The organism is Kluyvera sichuanensis, assembly GCF_040930405.1.
GTDB lineage: Bacteria > Pseudomonadota > Gammaproteobacteria > Enterobacterales > Enterobacteriaceae > Kluyvera > Kluyvera sichuanensis.
This window is the reverse complement of record NZ_CP162271.1, coordinates 68,379-88,545: the sequence shown is the minus strand read 5'-3', so window position 1 is coordinate 88,545 and position 20,167 is coordinate 68,379. Positions and strand designations below refer to the sequence as shown.

Sequence of the window (20,167 nt, the reverse complement as noted above, 5' to 3'; positions counted from 1 at the left end):
ATATTCCCCCCGACCTCCTCACCGCACCCACGCGACTTATATACCATCGTCCGCAACACATTCATCCAGCAACCATTAAAAATGTGATCCACCGAGTAAAAAGGAATTCTCGTAAACCCGCAGTCGATTTTTATAATAGATTTCTTTTCTGCTGCTAATTACCCTCATTTAAATACTTGTATGGTACTAATAAGGGTCAATAATGAACGTCAGCCTTAATGCAAATACCCCCGGTCATGTTGCAGATTGTTGGTTACCTTCCAGCCTCGATGGGACATGGCTCATGCGCTATTTACATGCAGTCCATATTCCGCCAGAAGATAGCGTTATCCGCGACACATTACTTCAGGAGATCAAACAATTAGCGGATTCACCTGTCACATTAACATCAGCAGATAATGCCACATTGCGATTTTCACTGCTATCAGAAACGAATAATGATACCGTGCCCGGCGAATATTTCATTGCGCAGGATAGCCGCTCCATTACTATTACCGCCTGCGACTGGCGGGGATTTCTCTACGCCTGGTTCCATCTTTTACGGAATAGACAGCACCCCGAATATTTTATTTCTGCGAAAAAGCAGAAGCCGTCCTTTGCTATCCGCATGATTAACCACTGGGATAATATGGATGGTTCAATTGAGCGTGGATATGCCGGGCGCTCGCTGTTCTTTGCGGATAATAAAATCGCCTATGATGCCGCTCGCCTGCATCAATATGCACGCCTGCTTGCCAGCGTGGGCATTAATGCGCTCACCATCAATAACGTTAACGTCCATCACTACGAAACGGCGCTGATTGGTGATGAACGTCTCCCTGAAGTCGCACGCATTGCGGCTATTTTTCGTCAGTATGCCATTCAGCTTTTCCTGAGCGTCAATTTCGCCGCGCCGATAGAAACCGGCGATCTCACCACCGCAGATCCCTTCGACCCAGAGGTCATCGCCTGGTGGCAACAGCGCGCAGAGCGCATTTACCAGCAGATTCCCGATTTCGGCGGCTACGTGGTCAAAGCCGATTCAGAACATCGCCCTGGCCCGTTTACCTACCAGCGCACGCATGCCGACGGGGCCAATATGCTAGCACGTACCCTCAATGAACACGGTGGGTTGCTGTATTGGCGCTGCTTTGTCTACAACTGCCAGCAAAAATGGTACGACCGCAGCACCGATCGGGCAAAGGCCGCCTGGGACCATTTTTCACCGCTGGACGGGCAGTTCGATGACAATGTGATCCTGCAGATTAAAAACGGCCCGATGGATTTTCAGGTACGGGAACCCGTATCACCACTGCTCGGCGCCATGCCTGATACCAACAAAGTGATGGAACTGCAAATAACGCAGGAGTACACCGGTCAACAAATCGATCTCTGCTGGCTGGTGCCGCAGTGGAAATCCATCCTGAACTTCGACACTCAACCCGGCCGGCACGACGCGCTTATTAGCGATATTCTCGCCGGGCGCTGCCAGCAGCAGCGGATGCGCCACAGCGGGATCACCGCCGTGGTCAACGTTGGTGACCACCCCTTCTGGACCGGGCACCCGCTGGCGCAGGCGAATCTCTACGGCTATGGACGCCTGCTGTGGGATCCGGACATTGATGAGCGCGAGCTTGCCGAAGAGTGGTGCCGACTGACGCTCTCCTGCGAGCCCAAAACCGTCGAAACGGTTAGCCGGATGCTGCTCAGCAGTTGGCAGGTTTATGAAAATTACACCGCGCCGCTCGGCGTAGGCTGGATGGTCCAGCCTCATCATCACTATGGTCCGTCAGTCGACGGCTACGAATATGACAGCTGGGGAACCTACCATTACGCCAACCGTTTTGGTCTGGGCGTTGACCGCAGTCAGGCAAGCGGCACAGGCTACGTTAAACAATATCACCCGATCAATTGCCAGATGTACAACAACCCTAACCGCTGCCCGCAAGAACTGCTGCTGTTCTTCCATCACCTGAAATATCGCCACGTGCTACCTTCCGGTAAAACCGTTATCCAGCATATCTACGATAGCCACTTCAACGGTGTTAATCAGGTGCAGGACTTTATCCAGCAGTGGGATGCGCTTTCAGCGGATAGCCATATCCCGGAATGTATTTTCAACGAAGTTAAAACTCGCCTTAGTAAGCAACTGAATAACGCACAAGCGTGGTGCGATCAGGTTAATACCTATTTTTACCGTAAATCTGGAATTAAAGATTCTCGTAACAGGAACATTTACCCCTGATAAATAAAAAATAACGCTGGCGTTTATACGAACGCCAGCCTACCGACTATTTCACTGATATGGTGTATTCCTGGAGATACCCTATGAGCGCCCCTATACCTATTAAACTCAAGACCTATATTGGCTATGGCATGACAGATCTATTTTCCAGCGGCGCCTTCGCAATTATTGCCGCTTGGTTAATGTATTTCTTCACTAATTTCTCGGGTCTGACGCCTATTGAAGCTGGATCGATTCTTTTTATCGCTAAAATTATTGATACCTTCGTTAGCCCCTGCGTGGGTTATCTGACCGATAATATTGGCAATACCCGGCTTGGTCGCAAGTTTGGCCGCCGTCGCTTGTTTTTATTATTAGGCGCCGTGCTGGTCTACATCTATTCGTTGCTGTGGATCCCCGGTATGCCATACGTCTACTATCTGGTGGTCTATATCTCCGTCGAGATCGTCGCGGCGCTGGTGATTATCCCCTGGGAAACGCTGGCCTCCGAGATGACCGACGACTATAAGCAACGCAGTATTCTCTCCGCGATACGCCTGTTTTACGGCGGCTTTAGCACCTGGCTTGCGACTTTCCTCCCCGGACGCCTGTTTGCTCATTTCGGCACCTCCGACAGTAAAGTCTTTTTCATCAACGGCGTTATCTTCTCCATCATCTTTATGTTTGCGCTGCTGGTGACCTGGTCTACAACCTGGGAGCGTAAACAGGACATCGCAGAGGAAGCCCCCAAACCACGCGGGTTCAACATCAAGCATATCTTCACCGATATGGCCTCAACGTTGCGCGTTCGCTGCTTCCGTCAGCATCTGACAATGTACGTACTGTCGTTTACCTCGCTCGATCTGTTCTACACCGTCTTTATCTATTTCATTATCTACTCGCTTAACAGTACCGCCGTTATGGCCTCAAACCTGCTGGCGGTGGGCATCTTCCTGACCGGCTGGAGCAACGCTTTGATGGCGTGGATGGTGATCCGCTACGGCCAGACCTGGTGCCTGAGGGTCTGCCTGACCATCAGCATGCTGTGCTTCTTTGTCTTTGCCGGTTTCTATTTCTGGAAGCCGCTGCTGATGCTGCCCATCATGTACGCCACTTCGCTGGTCTATCAATTCTTTAAGGGCGGCTACGTCTATATCATCTGGAATATTTATCCGTTTATTCCTGATGTCGATGAACTGGTAACCCGCCAGCGTCGTGAAGGGGTCTTTGCTGGCGTGATGACGCTCGCCCGTAAAAGCACCTCAGCGCTCGCCGGTATGCTCATTGGGGTCGTGCTGCAGTTTGTGCATTTTGATGCCACCAGCACCACCCAATCCCTCACCACCATCCACGGCATTACCAGCCTGTTCTTCTTCGGCAACGTCATTCTGCTGCTGCTCAGCACGGTGATTGCCTTCCACTTTAAGCTCTCGAAAGAAAACCATCTGATTGTCAAAAACGAAATTGCCCGACTGAAAAATGGAGGCTCATTAACCGAGACGGATCCCGAAACAAAATCCGTACTCCACACATTAACCGGTATTCCACACGAGAAACTGTGGCCTGAAAAATAACGATAACGCTTCTTGCCCGAATTAAGCCGTATCGGAAATATAATTCAAATTAATAATGGATAAATCAAATGAATAAAATCTCCTGGTTATCAACCGCCGTGGGTTTAGCCCTCGTTAGCTCCTCCGTCCCGGCAATGACGATTACCGACTCCTGGGTAAACTTCCGTGAAGCCTATATGTCAGGCAGCGAACAGTTTCAGACAAAAATGGAATACGGCATGAAGCTGGATAATGATCTCTATTTCAGCATCCAGAATACCTCCGGGCAGGGTAAGCATTTCGACGAATTTAATAACCGTTACAACGAGATTGAAAGCAATTACAAAATTCCACTCGCCTCGCGACTCTTCTTCTGGCCGGGTTTTGTCTTTAACTGGGGTGCTAACGGCAGCGCCTTTGACCCCTATGTGAAGCTCGGTGTGCAGGTCACCGATAACTTTATGTTGATTGCTGGCTACCGCTATAACCAGAACAACTACCAGAGCTATGACTATAACGGTGACTACACGGAGGATTCTAACCAGGAAGTGAACATCTGGGCCGACCTGAACGTTACCGACCGCATCTGGATGGAGTACAACTTTACCTACCATAAACGCGATGAGGACTATCGCTACGGCAACGGTTCAACGGAAAACTATGAGCATACGGTCGCCCTGAGCTACAAAATTGACGACCATTTCACACCGTACATTGATGTCGCCTACCTCGACAAAGCTAGCAATGGCGATGACGAAAACCGCGTGCGTGTCGGCGTCTATTACCATTTCTAAAGGCAGAAACGGGCTTCCGGTGGTAATGCTAGTCACCGGAAGCTCTGCATCGTAATACCCATTTACGAAATGAATACGGTACACATTCTGGAGAAAGGGATCACACGACCTTGTTCACCCTACCAATATCGCTCAACCGTTCCTGGGCATTAGCCCGAGTCGCCCTGCCACCTCGCGTTTTATAGTATCTCGTCAGTTCACGCATCCGCCCGTTCACCCTTTATAACAACTACCTCTGACACCCCAGGGTTGCCAACGGCCGATGCAATGGAGAAAAACATGCTTAGCCGTCGTCAATTCCTTGCCGCCAGCGCCGCCCTACCGCTCGCCTGTGCGCTGCGCCCGGCGTTTGCCGCTCTACCCTCACCGCTCATGATTGACTCCCACGTGCACGTCTGGAAAACCGACCCGCGCTATCCTTACGCTAAGGACCGCAAAGCGCCGCCGCAGGATTTCACCGCCGAAATGCTGCTATCGCTGATGGCCGCCAACGGCGTTGCTCGCACGGTGATCGTGCAGGTTATTCACTACCGTTGGGATAATCGCTATCTGGCTGACGTTCTGCGACAGTATCCGGATAAATTCCAGGGTATCTGCCGCGTTAACCCGGAAGACCCAGCTGCGCCGGAACATCTGGCCCGCCTGACCATTGACGAAGGTTTTCGCGGCGTCAGGTTGAGCCCTTCTGATAAAGCTGACGGTGACTGGATTCGTGGGCCGTTAATGAAACCACTCTGGCGACAGGCCGCCGACTTGAAAGTACCGATGACCATTCTGGCTGCTCCCAGCCGAATGCCCGACCTTATTCCCTGGATTGAGCAAAACCCGGATCTGACGGTGGTCATTGACCACATGGCCGATTCGCCGCTGAATCATCCTGACGAGCTGAACAAACTGCTGGCGCTGGCGCGCTATCCGCAGGTCTACGTCAAAATTTCGCATATGTGGTCGCTCTCCCAGCAGCCTTACCCCTACCCGGATGCCGCGCAGCAGGTTAAGCAGGTGTTTGATGCCTTTGGGCCACAGCGACTGATGTGGGGCACCGACTGGCCAATCTGTTTGAATAAACTGAGCTACGCGCAAGCGGTCGCGCTCTACCGCGATCACCTGGCGTGGTTAACCCCCAAAGACCGCGAGCAAATTCTCTACAAAACGGTCCAGCAGGTCTGGCCTTTCGGCATTGCCTGACCCCACCCCGTGCAGATTTTTCCTCTGCACGGGGAGAGAAATCTATTCTCGTTATCTACCGACTGGCAAAAAAAGAAGATAATTCAAAAATAACACCTAAAAAATGATGATTCATCAATAATAGAAGAATAGGCGTACGTATTTTTTAGTATTCCATAACCCCCATTGCATTTTTTCTTTATGAGGCGGAAAAACCCTTGCGCCGTCCCCGGCTTTACGGCATTTTTTTAGTTATGCAAAGGCACCGCGATAGCGCAGCGCCACACAATTAAACAGCACAACGCCACAGGGTTAACGGAGAAGTCTATGTGTTCTATTTTCGGTGTACTGGATATTAAAACTGATGCGGTTGAGCTGCGTAAAAAGGCGCTTGAGCTCTCCCGCCTGATGCGCCACCGTGGCCCGGACTGGTCCGGGATCTACGCCAGCGATAAAGCGATTCTCGCGCATGAACGCTTGTCGATTGTTGACGTCAACGCCGGTGCTCAACCGCTGTATAACGAAAAGAAAACGCACGCTCTGGCCGTCAACGGTGAAATCTACAACCATCAGGCGCTGCGCGCTGAATACGGTGACCGCTACCAGTTCCAGACCGGTTCTGACTGCGAAGTTATCCTCGCGCTGTATCAGGAAAAAGGGCCTGAATTCCTCGACGACCTGCAGGGGATGTTCGCTTTTGCGCTGTACGACAGCGAAAAAGACGCGTACCTGATTGGCCGCGACCATATCGGTATTATCCCGCTGTATATGGGCCACGACGAATTCGGCAACTTCTACGTTGCTTCTGAAATGAAAGCGCTGACCCCGGTTTGCCGCACCATCCAGGAGTTCCCAGCCGGGAGCTATCTGTGGAGCAAAGACGGCGAAATTCGTCAGTACTACCAGCGTGACTGGTTCGACTACGACGCGGTTAAAGACAACGTGACCGACAAAAACGAACTGCGTCAGGCACTGGAAGAGTCGGTGAAAAGCCACCTGATGTCAGACGTGCCTTACGGCGTGCTGCTCTCCGGCGGCCTGGATTCTTCGGTTATCTCGGCTATCACCAAGAAATTTGCCGCTCGCCGCGTTGAAGATCAGGAACGTTCAGAAGCCTGGTGGCCGCAGCTTCACTCCTTCGCCGTTGGTCTGGAAGGGTCCCCTGACCTGAAAGCCGCGCAGGAAGTAGCAAACCACCTGGGCACCGTGCACCATGAAATTCACTTCACCGTGCAGGAAGGTCTGGATGCGATTCGCGACGTGATTTACCACATCGAAACCTACGATGTAACCACGATTCGCGCCTCTACGCCGATGTACCTGATGTCGCGTAAAATCAAAGCAATGGGCATCAAAATGGTGCTGTCCGGCGAAGGTTCTGATGAAGTGTTTGGCGGCTACCTGTACTTCCATAAAGCGCCAAACGCTAAAGAGCTGCACGAAGAGACCGTACGTAAGCTGCAGGCGCTGCATATGTACGACTGCGCCCGTGCTAACAAAGCGATGTCCGCCTGGGGCGTGGAAGCACGCGTACCGTTCCTGGATAAAAAATTCCTCGACGTGGCGATGCGCATCAACCCGCAGGACAAAATGTGCGGCAACGGCAAGATGGAGAAACACGTACTGCGTGAATGCTTCGAATCTTACCTGCCAGCAAGTGTTGCATGGCGCCAGAAAGAGCAGTTCTCCGACGGCGTAGGCTATAGCTGGATTGATACGCTGAAAGAAGTGGCGGCGAAACAGGTGACCGATCAGCAACTGGAAACCGCGCACTTCCGCTTCCCGTACAACACACCGACGTCTAAAGAAGGCTATCTGTACCGTGAAATCTTTGAAGAGCTGTTCCCGGTGCCAAGCGCTGCGGAATGTGTCCCGGGCGGCCCGTCCGTTGCGTGCTCTTCTGCGAAAGCGATTGAGTGGGATGAAGCGTTCAAAACCATGGACGATCCGTCTGGTCGCGCGGTAGGCGTGCACCAGTCGGCTTACAAGTAAGCGTGGCGGTGAGATAGAAAAAAGCCCCTGATGGTGACATCGGGGGCTTTTTATTTTGGCTCGGTGCGGGTGATTCCCCTCACCCCGGCCCTCTCCCCAAAGGGGCGAGGGAGAAAACCAGCGGTCCCCTCTCCCTTTGGGAGAGGGTTAGGGTGAGGGGAACACCTACTCCCCGCGCCCTTTCTTCGCCGCCAGCGATCGCAGCAGCACCCCAAGCGTCGTCCCATTATGCAGCATGGCGCTAGCACCCGGCGACAGCCAGCCTAGCGCCGCTGCCAGCATAATGGCGCTGTTCACCCACTCGGTCAGCTTGATGTTGCTGTTTACCAGCTTCATCGCCTCCAGCGAGAGTTCACGCGCGGTGATAACGCCATACAAACTGTCCTGCAACAGCACGGCATCCGCCGCCTGCTGCGCCAGCTCAGTGCTCTGGTTCATGGCGAGGCCCACGTCTGCCTGCGTCAGCACCGGCGCATCGTTGATACCATCACCCACGAACATCACCTTGTGCCCCGCTTCCTGCAGCGCTTTCACGACTTCGACCTTACTCTCTGGCGTGGCTTCGGCAACGTAGCGATCGATGCCTACACGTTCTGCCAACTGGCATGCTTTCTCGGCGCGATCGCCGGTCAACAGGACCACCTGACGAATGCCGGACGCTTTAAGCTGTTCGATCACTTCAGAGGCTTCATCGCGCAGATGATCCTGCAGACCGATCATCCCCACCAGTTGATTATCAAAGCCGATAAACAGCAGATGCCGCCCCTGCGCCGCCAGTTCATTAATTTCCGCTTCATACGGCGTGAAATCGATGTCGTAGTGACAATCCAGGAAGTGACGACTGCCGATCACCAGTTGATGATCTTCCAGCGCGCAAAGCAGACCGTGAGCAATGACATACTCCACTTCGCCGTGCGCAATATGCGGCAGTTCGTGGTGCTCTGCCGCCGCCACGACCGCATGCGCCAGCGGGTGATTGCTGTGCTCTTCCACCGAAGCGGCAATCGCCAGCAAGCGTTTAGCCTGTACCAGTTGGTCGTTGAAGCTGATGACGTCCGTCACCTGCATCTCGTCGTGAGTCAGGGTGCCGGTTTTATCGAACACCACCGTATCGACTTCAGCCAGCTTCTCAATCGCTCGCCCGCCTTTCAGCAGCAGACCGTTCTGCGCGGCCCGATACATAATCGATTTAAAGGCGATTGGCGTACTGAGCTTCAGCGCGCAGGAGTAGTCAACGAGGAATACCGAAGCCAGACGCTCCCAACTGCGGGTCATGGCAAACACCGCCGCACCCACCCCAAGCGTGATACCAACGCGACGGTCGGCCATGGCCTGAGTAACCTGCTGGGTTTCACTACGCTGAGTCAGCGAGTCGCGGATAAAGCGGCGAATATGCGCCGTCGAGGAAGACTCGCCCACCTGCTCGGCGGTGATCGCCACGTTGCCGTCCTGGATTTGCGTTCCCGCATAAACCCAGGAACCCGGCTCACGACGCACCGGCACGCTTTCTCCGGTCATTGACGCCTGGTTGACCTGAGCAACGCCGCGCAGCACTGTACCGTCGGCAGGGATATTATCCCCCGGGCCGAGCAGCATTACGTCACCCGCCACCAGCTCGCTGCTGTTGATCTCCACGCTTTCACCATCGCGCTCAACCCAGACCGGGTGCTCACGAGGCTGCATCAGATCGGCCAGCAGCGCGTCGGAGTGACGGCTGGTCTCCTGCTCCATATACTCGCCGAGCGTCAGCAGCGACTGCGTCAGCATAGCGGTACGGTTATCGCCGCGCAGCATCGACAGGCTCAGCGCCAGCGCATCCAGCACTTCCACCTTCAACTGCCCCTGGCTGAGGGTATGCGCCCCTTCCAGGATAGTCGGTGCAGTCAGCAGCGCCGCCGGCAGACGCGCCCAGCGAGGCGGCAGCACCTGCGTTAGCGCCAACCCAGCGAGGTTGAGGAGGTTATCGCCACCGCAGTATTCGGTTTCGAATTCGCCGTCTTCCGCCGCTTGCCAGTCCAGCGCTTCCACCGCAGCCATAATCGCGGCAAGTGAAGTCCGGGCGCGATCCCACTGGATCACCGCGCTACGCGCCGAAGGACGAATACGCACACCGCTTACGCCGGGCAACGTCAGGATCTGCTGTTTCAGCCACCCGGCGGCATCAGGGTAGTCACCGAGCGCCGCAATACGCAGGCGCACGCGTCCGGGGATCTGGTGAACGACGGTAACCCGTTCGCCTACCGCACTCACTCGATCTCATCCTTATTCTGGCTACGGTAGTAGTCCAGTTCGGCCTGCAGGTCGGCAATGCGCTCTTTCATCTCTTCCATTTCGCCACGCACGGTACCCCAGGCTTTACTCGCCGTATTGGTGATCCCCTGCTGGACGTTACGGTTGGTCAGAAGGTAGGTGATTGCGGCACCCGCTACCAGCCCGGTTAACAGGTGGGTACGGCTATTGGTTGCCGTAGGCACCTGTACCGGCATTGCTGCGGGATTACGTTCCCACGCACCGGTCCACGGGTTGTACAGGTATTCAGGCTGATTCATCATTTCCTCGCTTAGCTATCGCATCCATAAGATAAAGAGAAGCAGCGCTCACCCCGATAAGGGTCAGCACGGACTGCAGCGGACGCGTCTTATTGGCATCCGCTATCGCCATCACCGTTCCGCTAATAAGGCTGGCCTTCGCCGTCGCCTTCATTACCGTACAGGCCGCTTCATTCAGCGTTTGTTCATTTTGTTGGTAGCGCTGCCATTCACGCGCACAGGCAGCGCTTCCCCCGACCAGCGCGCCAGCAATGGCGGCGCGGCCTACGCGGTTTTGTCGGTCACGGCTGTTGTTCATCCGCTACGCCCTCATCATCAAACGGCACGGCACCCGGCTGGCGATGACGCTCTACGGACTCCTGAAAGCCCTCTTTACCTGCTTTCATGGTGTCGCGAAAGATAGCCGCGCTGGAGGTTGCCGTATCTTTGATGGCTTCAGAGCTATTCTTCACGCCGTCTTTGACTTTGCTGGAACCGGCTTTAAGCATGTCGCCCGCCCCCGCCAGCGTTTGCATCAGCATGCCGCGCACGGAATCGTTGGTCAGCAGCAGCGTTACCGCCGCGCCAACCATCGCGCCTTTCCAGAACTCTTTGTCGTCCATCCCGACGGTGCTGATGATATTTTTCAGCAGGCCAGCCTGGTCGCCCATCGCGCCATCAACCACGTGTTGAGCATACTGGCTCCAGTCCACGCCCTGCTGCGCGGCAGCGTGGTGGTGATGATGGTGATGCGGGTGAGCAAACTGCGGCGGTACCGCGCCCTGAGGTGCCGGTGGGAAGCCCATAGGCGGGAACCCCATCGCCATTTGCGGTGGCATCTGCATTTGCGGCTGTGGTGGCATCTGTGGCTGAGGAGGCATCTGCCCGCTCTGCGGCCATGCCATTCCCTGCGGCATTGGCGGGTACGGATACCACGGGTAGCCGTATGGCGGATAGTAACCGGCCGGTGGAACTTGCTGTGCGTTGTTGTCATTGGTGCTCATGATGACTGTCCTTTTTCATTTAGTGAGAAGGGCTAAGAATGGCGGCTAGCTGCTCCAGCGCGTGCTGGGCCTGCTCACCATCCTGACCAAACAGCTGGTTGAGGATTTGCGGGCGAATCGCGGCCGCATCGTACTCAAGGACGATAGAACCGGTTTCGCTGTTGATTTGATAACGCCGGAGGTACCCCTCAGGGGAGCAATAAGCATCAAGCTGCTTGAGCTTCCCCTGGCTAAGGCTGGCTACAAGCTTGTTGGAAAACCGCAGGCGCAGACGCCCGGGTATATGGTGCGCCACTTCGACAAAGCGGCGCAAAGTCAGTAAGTCGCCCAAGGATTCGGCAGGCATATCATTTAATACCCTGATATTTATAGGTGACATTAATGAAATCACAGATAGAAAACGTCAGATAGCGCTAATCGCCCTTCTCTTGCGATGTGTCAAAAGGGAACGTCCGATTCTTTTTTGCGCTGCGTGCGGTGAAGGCTGGACATGGGTGGAATGCAAATATAAATTACTCTCATTACCACTATATAAGTAAAAATGAGGCGGCTATGACTCCTTACCTGCACCAGACCCCCAATCGCATCCGCATCCGCTCCAGCTGGATCCAACGCCATCCGCATGAAGTCGAGAAGCTGATTGAACAACTCCGCGCCCGCGACGGTATTAAAGAGGTGATTCACCGCTTATATGCTGGTTCCGTGGCGGTGAGCTTCGATCCCGCACGTATTTCTGCCTCAACCCTGCTCAATGAGCTGGAACAGGCGCAATGGCTTAGCAGCCAGAAAGATAAAAGCTATATCGAGAACACCCTGCGCGTGGGCGCCAGTCATTTATTAAAAACGCTGGCTTTCGGTGCACTTAAGCGTACAGTCGGTGGCCCGGTGGTTTCACTTGTTAGCGTATTAACGCGATAACCTTGCAGTGAATCCGGATGTATTGATGGCATGATTTAACGCGAAATAACCAATAATTGCCGAATAATGCGCCAGGCTGTTCACAACCCAACCAAACAGTCACATTCCGGTGAATTTCATTGAAAAAGGTGTTGACGGTATTGGGCTCAATACGCATAATGCGCCCCGCAACGCCGATAAGGTAACGCGAAAAAAAAGATGGCTACGTAGCTCAGTTGGTTAGAGCACATCACTCATAATGATGGGGTCACAGGTTCGAATCCCGTCGTAGCCACCATCTTTTTTTGCGGGAGTGGCGAAATTGGTAGACGCACCAGATTTAGGTTCTGGCGCCGCAAGGTGTGCGAGTTCAAGTCTCGCCTCCCGCACCATTCACCAGTAAGCGTTGCACGGATGGGGTATCGCCAAGCGGTAAGGCACCGGTTTTTGATACCGGCATTCCCTGGTTCGAATCCAGGTACCCCAGCCATATTTTCTTCGATATTTGCGGATAGCCGCGACGGTATTGGGGTATCGCCAAGCGGTAAGGCACCGGTTTTTGATACCGGCATTCCCTGGTTCGAATCCAGGTACCCCAGCCATCGAAGAATATGTTAGTATCGGCTACGTAGCTCAGTTGGTTAGAGCACATCACTCATAATGATGGGGTCACAGGTTCGAATCCCGTCGTAGCCACCAAATTCAGAATCTATCGAGTTATCGATACATTCGAAAAAAAATTGTTGGGGTATCGCCAAGCGGTAAGGCTCTGGTTTCTGATACCAGCATTCCGAGGTTCGAATCCTCGTACCCCAGCCATTTTCAAAAAGTCGTTCACTTTTGTGGACGCACCCGTTGGGGTATCGCCAAGCGGTAAGGCTCTGGTTTCTGATACCAGCATTCCGAGGTTCGAATCCTCGTACCCCAGCCATTTTCAAAAAGCTCGCTTCGGCGAGCTTTTTTTGTTTTTGTGCTTTTGATATCCCGGGGTCACTGCGTTCGCCCGGGCTACTACTTCAATGTCGCCCGAGCGAGCAAACTATAATCCCAGCGCGTACTTCAGCGCCTGACGCTTCAACACGCCCGCGCGCTGCGCCGCCATCAGCCCCAGGTTGCGTAAAATCCGCAGCGGGCCGAGATCGTTGCTAAAACCGGCGTAGAACAGATCCATCCCACTTTGCATCAGCAAGTTATCCACTCGACGGCGCGCCTGGTAGCGCTCCAGCACCGGTAGGCTAGACCAGTCTTCGCCGATGCTACGCGCGTTTGCCAACACATCCAGCAGCGCATCGACGTCGCGATAGCCAAGGTTTACCCCCTGCCCCGCCAGCGGATGAATGGTGTGTGCGGCATCGCCTATCAGCACCAACCCCGGCTGCACATACTGCTGCGCATGACGGCGAGTCAGCGGAAATGCCCCGGCGGCAACCGGCGTGATAGTTCCTAAACGTTCCGGAAAATGGCGCGTGATTTCCCGCTGTAGTTGCGGCATCGGCAGCGACTGTAGCTGACGGATCCGCGCCGGGGTGTCGTACCACACCAGCGAAGCCCACTTATCGAACAGCGGTAAGAAAGCGCGCGGCCCGGTTGGCGTAAACTGCTGCCAGGTGCTGTCACCCGGTTCATTGTCGCACTGTACGGTAATCAGCATGCAGGACTGCGGATACTGCCAGCCGTTGGTGCCAATTCCCGCCTGCTGACGCACCTGCGAAAGTGCGCCATCAGCGCCCACCACCAGGCGAGCCGTAACCTGACTATCATCTTCGAGATGTAAAACGTGACTATCGCCATCAACCCGCATCGCATTGAGCGACGTACCGTGCAGCAACGTCACCTGCGGATGCGCTTCCAGCGCCTGCCAAAGCGCCAACTGCAGAACGTTGTTCTCGACCATATAGCCAAGGTTAGGCAGCTTCAGCTCGCTGGCATCAAAAACAACGTGTGCGGTTTGCCACTCCCAGGTCTCCAGTCGACGCCAGGGATGTGCCCGCATTGCCAGCACAGCGTCCCAGACGCCGAGGCCACGTAACAGCTGCACCGACGCGGCGCTGATGGCTGAAATCCGGACATCAGGCTGTGAGGCCGGGTCAAAGTCCGGCGGCGGACTCTTTTCCAGCACCGCCACGGAAAACCCTTGTTGCGCCAACCCTAATGCCAGCGCACCACCGACCATCCCGCCGCCAACCACCGCAACGTCTTTATGTAGAATTGTCATCATTTATTATCCTTAAAGCCGAATACCTTCAGTTTACCGGACTTTCGCCCTCTGAGGCCAATAACCGTCAAGCTGGTCACAACCGCACCAAAGCATTACAATACGCGCCCTGCAATGTGGGCTATTCATAATTGAGCAAGAGCAAGTCGATGACAAAAAAACTCCATATTAAAACCTGGGGCTGTCAGATGAACGAATACGATTCATCAAAGATGGCCGATCTGCTGGATGCCACTCATGGGTATCAACTGACTGAAAACGCAGCAGAAGCCGACGTCCTGCTGCTGAATACCTGCTCAATCCGTGAGAAAGCCCAGGAGAAAGTCTTCCACCTTTTAGGCCGCTGGAAATTACTTAAAGCAAAAAATCCTAAGCTGATTATTGGTGTTGGCGGCTGCGTCGCCTCACAGGAAGGCAAACTTATCCGCCAACGTGCACACTACGTGGATATCGTTTTTGGCCCGCAGACCCTGCACCGCCTGCCAGAAATGATCGATGCCGTGCGTAATAACCGCCGCCCGGTGGTGGACGTCAGCTTCCCGGAAATCGAGAAGTTTGACCGCCTGCCGGAGCCGCGCGCCGACGGCCCGACCGCGTTTGTCTCGATCATGGAAGGCTGCAATAAATACTGCACCTACTGCGTGGTGCCGTACACCCGTGGTGAAGAGGTCAGCCGTCCGTGCGACGATATTCTGTTTGAGATTGCCCAATTGGCCGCTCAGGGCGTGCGCGAAGTCAACCTGCTGGGGCAGAACGTCAACGCCTGGCGCGGTGAGAACTTCGACGGTACTACCGGCAGCTTTGCCGAGTTGCTGCGTCTGGTGGCGGCAATTGACGGCATCGACCGTATCCGTTTCACCACCAGCCACCCGATCGAATTTACCGACGATATTATCGATGTCTACCGCGATACGCCGGAGCTAGTGAGCTTCCTGCATCTGCCGATTCAGAGCGGTGCTGACCGTGTGCTGAACATGATGGGGCGTACCCATACCGCGCTGGAGTACAAATCCACCATCCGTAAGCTGCGTGAAGCGCGCCCGGATATTCAGATTAGCTCCGACTTTATCGTCGGCTTCCCGGGCGAAACCGACCAGGACTTCGAGCAGACCATGAAGCTGATTGGCGACGTGAACTTTGACGTCAGCTTTAGCTTTATCTTCTCCGCGCGTCCGGGAACGCCAGCGGCCGATATGGTCGACGACGTGCCGGAAGAGGTGAAAAAACAGCGCCTCTACATTCTGCAGGAACGCATCAACCAACAGGCAATGGCCTGGAGCCGTCGTATGCTCGGCACCGTGCAGCGCATTCTGGTAGAAGGCACTTCCCGTAAGAGCATTATGGAGCTAACCGGCCGCACCGAGAACAACCGCGTGGTCAACTTTGAAGGTACGCCGGATATGGTCGGTAAATTCGTTGATGTGGAGATCGTTGACGTCTACACCAACTCACTGCGCGGCAAGCTGGTGCGCACCGAGGACGAAATGGGCCTGCGTATCGTTGAATCACCGGAGTCGGTGATTGCGCGTACTCGCAAAGAGAGCGACGCTGGCGTTGGGATTTATCAGCCATAATCTCCCTGGCCCGTCTCCCCTGACGGGCCTTGTATTTCCTGCCGTCATCCCCATATTTACTGCAATGCTTGCGCCTTTTTACTGCGGCGTGAATAATTCCTTTATCAGCCGGTCACGTCTTACTACCGGCAACTCATGCATAAGAGGAACAGTTTGAACATAGACACTCGCGAAATTACCCTGGAGCCAGCCGACAATGCCCGTCTGCTGAGCCTGTGTGGCCCGTTTGATGACAATATCAAACAGCTGGAGCGACGACTGGGCATCGAGATCAACCGCCGCGATAACCATTTCAAACTGACGGGACGCGCTATCTGCGTGACCGCCGCTGCCGACATTCTGCGCAGCCTGTACGTTGATACCGCGCCAATGCGCGGCCAGCTTCAGGATATTGAGCCGGAACAGATTCACCTGGCGATTAAAGAAGCGCGCGTGCTGGAACAGAGCGCGGAGAGCGTGCCGGAGTACGGCAAAGCCATCAATATCAAAACCAAACGCGGGGTGATTAAACCGCGTACGCCGAACCAGGCGCAGTATATCGCCCATATTCTCGACCACGACATCACCTTCGGCGTAGGCCCTGCCGGTACGGGTAAAACCTACCTTGCCGTCGCCGCCGCCGTTGATGCGCTGGAGCGCCAGGAGATTCGCCGTATTCTGCTGACCCGCCCTGCGGTGGAAGCAGGCGAAAAACTCGGCTTCCTGCCGGGCGATTTAAGCCAGAAGGTTGACCCGTATCTGCGCCCGCTGTACGACGCGCTGTTCGAGATGCTGGGCTTCGAGAAAGTCGAAAAGCTGATGGAGCGTAACGTCATCGAAGTTGCGCCGCTGGCCTACATGCGCGGCCGTACGCTGAACGATGCCTTTATCATCCTTGATGAGAGCCAGAACACCACCATCGAACAGATGAAAATGTTCCTGACCCGTATCGGCTTCAACTCCAAGGCGGTAATTACCGGCGACGTTACCCAGATTGACCTGCCGCGCAGCACCAAATCTGGCCTGCGCCACGCTATTGAAGTGCTGGCTGAAGTCGATGAAATTAGCTTTAACTTCTTCCACAGCGAAGACGTGGTGCGCCACCCGGTGGTTGCCCGCATCGTTAACGCCTACGAGGCGTGGGAAGAAGCCGATCAAAAACGTAAAGCCGAGCAGGCCGCAGAACGTAAACGCGAAACTCAGGCGCAGGAGCAGAAATGAGTCAGGTGATCCTCGATCTCCAGTTGGCCTGTGAAAACAACACCGGTCTGCCAGAAGAAAGTCAGTTTCAGACATGGTTGGATGCCGTCATCCCGCAGTTTCAGGAGGAATCAGAAGTTACGATTCGCCTGGTGGATGAGGCTGAAAGCCACGAACTGAACCTCACCTACCGCGGCAAGGATAAGCCAACCAACGTGCTGTCATTCCCGTTTGAAGCACCGCCGGGAATGGAAATGCCGCTGCTGGGCGATTTGATCATCTGCCGCCAGGTCGTTGAGCAGGAAGCCGTTGAGCAAGGCAAGCCGCTGGAAGCCCACTGGGCGCATATGGTGGTGCACGGTAGCCTGCATCTGCTGGGCTATGACCATATCGAAGATGAGGAAGCGGAAGAGATGGAAAGCCTCGAGACAGAGATAATGCTTGCTCTGGGCTATGAGGATCCGTACATTTCCGAGAAAGAATAAACGGTAGGGCTTCGGCCCTGCCTTTTTATACTTGAAGTAAGACGAGTACACATGCCGTCCGGCGCTGAGTTTACGCGTGACGAGCGACAGTTAAATCAACATGAGAACCCAAACGACGCCATGAGCGACGACAATTCACACAGTAGTGACACAGTAAACAGCAAAAAGGGATTCTTCTCCCTCTTACTCAGCCAGCTTTTCCACGGTGAACCAAAAAACCGTGACGATCTCCTGGCGCTGATCCGTGATTCCGGGCAGAACGAGCTTATCGATGAAGATACGCGCGATATGCTTGAAGGGGTAATGGATATCGCAGACCAACGCGTCCGCGACATCATGATCCCGCGCTCCCAAATGATTACCCTGAAACGCAACCAGACCCTGGACGAATGTCTTGATGTGATCATCGAGTCCGCCCACTCGCGCTTCCCGGTGATCAGTGAGGATAAAGATCACATCGAAGGGATTCTGATGGCGAAAGATCTGCTGCCGTTTATGCGCAGCGACTCCGAAGCCTTCAGCATGGATAAAGTGTTACGCACCGCGGTTGTCGTGCCGGAAAGCAAACGGGTTGACCGTATGCTGAAGGAGTTCCGCTCCCAGCGCTACCATATGGCCATCGTTATCGATGAGTTTGGCGGCGTGTCGGGTCTGGTGACGATTGAAGACATTCTCGAACTGATCGTCGGCGAAATTGAAGATGAGTATGACGAAGAGGACGATATCGACTTCCGTCAGCTCAGCCGCCACACCTGGACGGTACGCGCGTTGGCCTCTATTGAGGACTTCAACGACGCGTTCGGCACCCACTTCAGCGATGACGAAGTGGACACCATTGGCGGTCTGGTAATGCAGGCCTTTGGCCACCTGCCTGCCCGTGGGGAAACCATCGACATCGATGGTTACCAGTTTAAGGTCGCTATGGCGGACAGCCGTCGTATTATTCAGGTTCACGTTAAAATCCCGGACGATTCCCCACAACCGAAACTGGATGAATAACCTTCATGGCATTTGCCTCACTGCTTGAACGCCAGCGCATTCGTCTGCTGCTGGCGCTACTTTTCGGAGCCAGCGGTACGCTGGCTTTTTCTCCCTATGACTTCTGGCCAGCGGCGATTGTTTCGCTGATAGGGCTGCAGGCGCTGACGCTTAACCGTCGTCCCGTGCAGGCCGCCGCCATTGGTTATTTCTGGGGCTTTGGCCTGTTTGGTACCGGCATTAACTGGGTCTACGTCAGCATCGCGCAGTTTGGCGGTATGCCGGGCCCGGTCAACGTCTTCCTCGTCGTGCTGCTGGCCGCCTATCTCTCACTCTATACCGGCCTGTTTGCCGGCATTCTGTCGCGCTTGTGGCCGAAAACCAACTGGGTTCGCGTCGCTATTGCCGCGCCGGTTGTCTGGCAAATTACCGAGTTCCTGCGCGGCTGGGTGCTGACCGGCTTCCCGTGGCTGCAGTTTGGCTACAGCCAGATTGACGGCCCGCTGAAAGGGCTGGCGCCGCTGATGGGCGTTGAGGCCATCAACTTCCTGCTGATGGCGGTAAGCGGCCTGTTAGTGCTGGCATTGGTGACCCGCAACTGGCGTCCGCTGGTGGTGGGCGTCGTGCTCTTCGCCCTGCCGTTCCCACTGCGTTACATCCAGTGGTATACCCTACAAACCGACAAAACCACTCAGGTTTCACTGGTGCAGGGCAATATTCCGCAGGCCATGAAGTGGGATGAAGGCCAGTTGATTAATACGCTGAAAATCTACCTTGATGCCACCGAACAGGTGATGGGCAAATCGCAGCTGATTATCTGGCCGGAGTCGGCGATTCCGGATCTGGAAATCAACCAGCAGCGCTTCCTGAGCATGATGGATGATTTACTGCGCGCCAAAGACAGCACGCTTATTACCGGTATTGTCGACCAGCGACTCAATAAGCAGAACCGCTACGACACTTACAACACCATCATCACCCTGGGTAAAGACAGCCCGTACAGCTACGAGTCGACCAACCGTTACAACAAAAATCACCTGGTGCCATTTGGTGAGTTTGTCCCGCTGGAGTCGATTCTGCGCCCGCTCGCGCCGTTCTTTGACCTGCCGATGTCGTCATTCAGCCGTGGGCCGTACGTCCAGCCGCAGCTGCAGGCGCATAACCTGAAGCTGACTGCCGCTATCTGCTACGAGATTATTCTCGGCCAGCAGGTGCGCGACAACTTCCGCCCGGACACCAACTTCCTGCTGACTATCTCTAACGATGCGTGGTTTGGTAAGTCTATCGGCCCGTGGCAGCACTTCCAGATGGCACGCATGCGCGCGCTGGAGCTGGCGCGTCCGCTGCTGCGTAGCACCAACAACGGCATTACCGCCGTGATTGGCCCACGCGGTGAAATTCAGGCGATGATCCCGCAGTTCACGCGTCAGGTACTGACCACCAAAGTGACGCCAACCACTGGGTTAACGCCTTATGCACGTACCGGCGACTGGACCGTGTGGCTGATTACCGCACTGTTTGGTTTTGGTGCGCTGGTGATGAGCCTGCGTCAGCGTCGCAAGTAAAACTCTGCACTACCGAATGTAGGCCGGATAAGG

At 54.8% G+C, this 20,167-nt stretch carries 17 protein-coding genes and 7 tRNA genes; 18 read left to right on the top strand and 6 right to left on the bottom strand.

Translation table 11 applies throughout. The features are described 5' to 3' along the window. The first annotated feature begins 628 nt into the window (after positions 1–628). From AB2B48_RS00435 to asnB, 5 genes are all read left to right on the top strand, one after another. Positions 629–2,224: an alpha-glucuronidase gene (locus tag AB2B48_RS00435; RefSeq protein WP_368300520.1), complete on the top strand. Its 1,596-nt coding sequence runs from the start codon at positions 629–631 to the stop codon at positions 2,222–2,224. Positions 2,225–2,307: 83 nt separating this feature from the next. Then, on the top strand, positions 2,308–3,777 hold the full coding sequence (locus tag AB2B48_RS00430; protein ID WP_368300519.1) for an MFS transporter: 1,470 nt from the start codon (positions 2,308–2,310) through the stop codon (positions 3,775–3,777). 68 nt (positions 3,778–3,845) lie between these two features. Beyond that, entirely contained in the window at positions 3,846–4,550 is a 705-nt protein-coding gene (locus AB2B48_RS00425) for an oligogalacturonate-specific porin KdgM family protein (RefSeq protein ID WP_368300518.1), read from the top strand. A gap of 279 nt (positions 4,551–4,829) precedes the next feature. Continuing rightward, positions 4,830–5,738, top strand: coding sequence for an amidohydrolase family protein (locus tag AB2B48_RS00420; RefSeq protein ID WP_368300517.1), 909 nt, complete (start codon positions 4,830–4,832; stop codon positions 5,736–5,738). 306 nt (positions 5,739–6,044) lie between these two features. Further along, positions 6,045–7,709 (top strand): asparagine synthase B, encoded by a 1,665-nt coding sequence (asnB, locus tag AB2B48_RS00415; RefSeq protein WP_185669362.1) that lies wholly within the window; start codon positions 6,045–6,047, stop codon positions 7,707–7,709. Positions 7,710–7,874: 165 nt separating this feature from the next. Here asnB and AB2B48_RS00410 read toward each other — a convergent pair whose 3' ends face one another. The 5 genes from AB2B48_RS00410 to AB2B48_RS00390 are packed head-to-tail and all read right to left on the bottom strand — an operon-like array spanning position 7,875 to position 11,587. After that, a complete protein-coding gene (locus AB2B48_RS00410; RefSeq protein WP_368300516.1) occupies positions 7,875–9,959 on the bottom strand; it encodes a heavy metal translocating P-type ATPase in 2,085 nt (694 codons plus the stop codon). Continuing rightward, positions 9,956–10,261, bottom strand: coding sequence for a YtxH domain-containing protein (locus AB2B48_RS00405; protein ID WP_368300515.1), 306 nt, complete (start codon positions 10,259–10,261; stop codon positions 9,956–9,958). The genes AB2B48_RS00410 and AB2B48_RS00405 overlap by 4 nt, the downstream gene beginning before the upstream one ends. Next, positions 10,245–10,556, bottom strand: a complete 312-nt coding sequence (locus AB2B48_RS00400; RefSeq protein WP_368300514.1) for a hypothetical protein — start codon at positions 10,554–10,556, stop codon at positions 10,245–10,247. The genes AB2B48_RS00405 and AB2B48_RS00400 overlap by 17 nt, the downstream gene beginning before the upstream one ends. After that, a complete protein-coding gene (locus AB2B48_RS00395) occupies positions 10,540–11,241 on the bottom strand; it encodes a hypothetical protein (RefSeq protein ID WP_368300513.1) in 702 nt (233 codons plus the stop codon). The genes AB2B48_RS00400 and AB2B48_RS00395 overlap by 17 nt, the downstream gene beginning before the upstream one ends. A 19-nt stretch (positions 11,242–11,260) precedes the next feature. Then, positions 11,261–11,587: an HMA2 domain-containing protein gene (locus tag AB2B48_RS00390; protein ID WP_368300512.1), complete on the bottom strand. Its 327-nt coding sequence runs from the start codon at positions 11,585–11,587 to the stop codon at positions 11,261–11,263. Between the two features lie 206 nt (positions 11,588–11,793). Between AB2B48_RS00390 and AB2B48_RS00385 the strand changes: the two genes are divergently transcribed. The 8 genes from AB2B48_RS00385 (at position 11,794) to AB2B48_RS00350 (ending at position 13,069) form a co-directional block, all read left to right on the top strand. Next, a complete protein-coding gene (locus AB2B48_RS00385; RefSeq protein WP_035892675.1) occupies positions 11,794–12,159 on the top strand; it encodes a hypothetical protein in 366 nt (121 codons plus the stop codon). Between the two features lie 200 nt (positions 12,160–12,359). Beyond that, positions 12,360–12,436: transfer RNA gene (locus tag AB2B48_RS00380), tRNA-Met, on the top strand. A gap of 9 nt (positions 12,437–12,445) precedes the next feature. After that, positions 12,446–12,530: transfer RNA gene (locus tag AB2B48_RS00375), tRNA-Leu, on the top strand. Between the two features lie 23 nt (positions 12,531–12,553). Beyond that, positions 12,554–12,628 (top strand) — tRNA-Gln (locus tag AB2B48_RS00370). 37 nt (positions 12,629–12,665) lie between these two features. Next, positions 12,666–12,740: transfer RNA gene (locus AB2B48_RS00365), tRNA-Gln, on the top strand. A gap of 20 nt (positions 12,741–12,760) precedes the next feature. Next, positions 12,761–12,837, top strand: a tRNA-Met gene (locus AB2B48_RS00360). Positions 12,838–12,882: 45 nt separating this feature from the next. Beyond that, positions 12,883–12,957, top strand: a tRNA-Gln gene (locus AB2B48_RS00355). Positions 12,958–12,994: 37 nt separating this feature from the next. Next, positions 12,995–13,069: transfer RNA gene (locus tag AB2B48_RS00350), tRNA-Gln, on the top strand. Between the two features lie 108 nt (positions 13,070–13,177). Here AB2B48_RS00350 and ubiF read toward each other — a convergent pair. After that, on the bottom strand, positions 13,178–14,353 hold the full coding sequence (gene ubiF, locus AB2B48_RS00345) for a 3-demethoxyubiquinol 3-hydroxylase (RefSeq protein WP_368302007.1): 1,176 nt from the start codon (positions 14,351–14,353) through the stop codon (positions 13,178–13,180). A gap of 149 nt (positions 14,354–14,502) precedes the next feature. On the opposite strand from ubiF, the gene miaB reads away from it, so the two are divergent. From miaB to lnt, 5 genes are all read left to right on the top strand, one after another. Continuing rightward, positions 14,503–15,927 (top strand): tRNA (N6-isopentenyl adenosine(37)-C2)-methylthiotransferase MiaB, encoded by a 1,425-nt coding sequence (miaB, locus tag AB2B48_RS00340; RefSeq protein WP_220438464.1) that lies wholly within the window; start codon positions 14,503–14,505, stop codon positions 15,925–15,927. A 153-nt stretch (positions 15,928–16,080) separates the two neighbouring features. After that, complete coding sequence (locus AB2B48_RS00335; protein WP_368300511.1) at positions 16,081–17,127, top strand: PhoH family protein; 1,047 nt, start codon at positions 16,081–16,083, stop codon at positions 17,125–17,127. Continuing rightward, positions 17,124–17,591, top strand: a complete 468-nt coding sequence (gene ybeY, locus AB2B48_RS00330) for an rRNA maturation RNase YbeY (protein WP_035894311.1) — start codon at positions 17,124–17,126, stop codon at positions 17,589–17,591. The genes AB2B48_RS00335 and ybeY overlap by 4 nt, the downstream gene beginning before the upstream one ends. Before the next feature lie 120 nt (positions 17,592–17,711). Then, positions 17,712–18,590, top strand: a complete 879-nt coding sequence (gene corC / locus AB2B48_RS00325) for a CNNM family magnesium/cobalt transport protein CorC (protein ID WP_185669850.1) — start codon at positions 17,712–17,714, stop codon at positions 18,588–18,590. Positions 18,591–18,595: 5 nt separating this feature from the next. Further along, positions 18,596–20,134, top strand: a complete 1,539-nt coding sequence (lnt, locus tag AB2B48_RS00320) for an apolipoprotein N-acyltransferase (protein WP_333010294.1) — start codon at positions 18,596–18,598, stop codon at positions 20,132–20,134. Positions 20,135–20,167: the final 33 nt, after the last annotated feature.